The organism is uncultured Campylobacter sp. (genome assembly GCF_937949835.1).
Classification (GTDB): domain Bacteria; phylum Campylobacterota; class Campylobacteria; order Campylobacterales; family Campylobacteraceae; genus Campylobacter_B.
In genome coordinates this window covers 1-2,448 of record NZ_CALEDC010000257.1, presented here as the reverse complement: position 1 = coordinate 2,448, position 2,448 = coordinate 1, and the positions used below count along the sequence as shown (strand labels likewise).

The 2,448-nt window shown below is 46.2% G+C and carries 3 protein-coding genes and 1 pseudogene; 1 reads left to right on the top strand and 3 read right to left on the bottom strand.

Going from position 1 to position 2,448, the window contains the following annotated elements; all coding sequences use genetic code 11:
- Positions 1–643: pseudogene (locus tag Q0256_RS05860) on the bottom strand (hypothetical protein); the annotation flags it as partial.
- Between the two features lie 55 nt (positions 644–698).
- Positions 699–1,253, bottom strand: coding sequence for a manganese efflux pump MntP family protein (locus tag Q0256_RS05855; protein ID WP_297961040.1), 555 nt, complete (start codon positions 1,251–1,253; stop codon positions 699–701).
- Between the two features lie 86 nt (positions 1,254–1,339).
- Here Q0256_RS05855 and Q0256_RS05850 point away from each other — a divergent pair, with 86 nt between their 5' ends.
- On the top strand, positions 1,340–1,969 hold the full coding sequence (locus Q0256_RS05850; protein WP_297961038.1) for a hypothetical protein: 630 nt from the start codon (positions 1,340–1,342) through the stop codon (positions 1,967–1,969).
- A gap of 224 nt (positions 1,970–2,193) precedes the next feature.
- Here the strand turns inward: Q0256_RS05850 and Q0256_RS05845 are convergent.
- Positions 2,194–2,448 (bottom strand): hypothetical protein (locus tag Q0256_RS05845; protein ID WP_297961035.1); only part of this gene is annotated, 255 nt, incomplete at its 5' end.

Below are 2,448 nucleotides of genomic sequence, written 5' to 3'. Positions count from 1 at the left end.
CAGCCTTATATTGCGTAAGAAGCGAAATTTCGCCGTCTCGCAAAATAAAAATTTGACCGAACATCGCAAACGCCGCCGTCTCGCCCGCTGCGCCCGCAGCACAAACGCGGCTCGTAAATTCTCTATTTCTTTTAAAATTTAGCTCTTTGGAAAGGTCGGCAAACTCGCCCGTTTTTGGATCAAATTTGAAAATAAAATGATCCAAATCCAAAAGTAAAATTTCGCCCGCCCGCTGCGCATGCCACGCAAGCGGCTTTGGCAAAATAATATCCCCTTTTATCGCGCCGTCCGCGCCCAGCCTAGTCAAAAAATCGACCGAGCCGTTTTCTTTGTAGCCGCCGCATTTATAGACGAAAAGCTCGCCTTCCGCGCCCGCAAATGCCAGCGCGCCCGTATATCCGCCGCCGATATAGACGTGCAAACTCGCCTCACCCGCTTTTGCGCCGCCGTTTTGCAGGACGTAGCCTTTTTTCAGGCTCTCCCACTCCTTTTTCGCGCAGGCTTTTTGCGCCTCGTCTATGCTAGCAAACTCCTTTTGCGTCTGCCTCGTTTTGCCGTTTTTGATGCTCTCGCTGATTAAAATTTGACCCTGCACGCGCAAATTTAATCGGTCGCCGCTGGTTAAATTTATCAAATTTTTCATTTTCGCTCCTGCGGATTAGTTTTAAAAATTATCGCGAATAGGCGCTTAAAAGTCTCTAAATATCGATAATACCGAGGTGCGAGAGCAAAATTTTAACCCCGATTAAGATCAAAATCACGCCGCCTAAAACGAGCGCCTTTGAGTGCAGATATTCGCCCGTTAGCTTGCCTGCGTAGCACGCCGCGACGCACAGCGCGAAGCAGACGAGCCCGATTACGCAACAGGCGTAGAGGATGTTTATCTCGCCAAAGGCAAAGGTCACGCCCACGGCCATCGCGTCGATGCTGGTAGCGATCGCGCCCAGCACCATCTCCTTCGTGCTTAGGCGTAGATCTGGCTCGTCCTGCTCGCGGCGGGATTCAATGATCATCTTAACGCCTAAAAACGATAAAATTCCAAACGCGACGAAGTGATCGATCTGCGCGATAAATTTTACGAAATTTATCCCCAAAGCGTAGCCTGCAAGCGGCATTATAAACTGAGCCGCCGCGTAGAAAAATGCGATGCGCGCAATCTGCGCAAATTTAAAATTCAGATATTTCGCGCCGTTTGAAATGCTAAGCGCGACGCTGTCCATCGCAAGCGCGAAAGCGATGAGTAAAAGCTCCATATTTAGCCCTTTTGGTATTATAAAAGCGTTGATTATACATTAAAATTTTCGAAATAAAATAATCAATCTTTAATTAGGGAAAAACTTTGCTTAAAAAATTAATCCTTTGTTTATTGCCGCTATTTGCGACTGCTAGCTGGGAAGAGGTCGCCGTAAAGGGGCTGGACGTGATGCTTAGTGCGGGCGCGGGCGATAGCGAAAATTTTAAAAACTCACTAAGCACTTTGATAGAGCGTGCCGCAAATGAATACGAACGCACTGGCGTGCAGGATTACGAGCTCGATCTGCCTAGCTACATTACCGAGCGCGCGGGCAAAAAAAGCATCGCCGTGCAGAATATGCAAAGGCTGGCGAGCAAGAAGCTAAGTCTTGCCGTAGAGCCGATCAAAAAGCTCGTACTCGCTAAAATAAAAGATATGTCCGAAGCCGATACTAAGGCGGTAATGAGCGGCGAAGTGTTATTTAGCCACTATCTGCGCACAAACGCCTTTGATGAAATTTACGAAATCATTCGCCCTTTGGCACGTGAACTAGGAGCCGATGCTAGCTTTGCTAAAAGTTTTAAAAGTGCCATCGGACGCGAGCCTGGAGACGATTTTAGTAGCGAATTCAGCAGCGCCTTTATCAACGAAAGCTTTGATTTTTTAAGCAAAAACGAAAGGGAGTTTCGCAAAAACTCGGGCGCGATTTTAAACGCCATAAAGACGATCAGATAGGCGCGATCGCACTAAAATCTCGGCGAAATTTTACTTTAAATTTATGAAAAATTCTATCTTGGAACTCGCGGAAAATTTTAATTCAAAATCCGCTTTAAATTTTATCTCAAATCAGACGTGCAAGCGCGCGAAAAATACAGCGCGCGGCGGCGCGATAAATTTTGCTCCCACTCTCTGCTTCAAAGGAAATTTCAAATTTCAAGATGCAGCCACCGAGTTAAATTTCATCCGCGAAAGAAATTTAAAATTTTATCCTGCTTCTGATCCGCGCTGCCTTGCTTTGTGCTTTTAGCTTCTAAATTTTCACTTTTTGCGTTGCTTCGTTTTGTATTTTTAACCTCGGAATTTTTGTTATTCGCGCTACTTTTAACCTCGGAATTGTCACTCTCCACGCCGCTTTGTTTGGTCGAGCTTTGATCAGTTGCGGTATCTGCGCTTACCAAGGCGTTTAAATTTGCCGAAGCGTCGGAATTTTCGTC

Coding starts and splice junctions, on each gene's coding strand:
- Q0256_RS05855 (WP_297961040.1), bottom strand. CDS start 1,253: ATGGAGCTTTTACTCATCGCTTTCGCGCTTGCGATGGACAGCGTCGCG.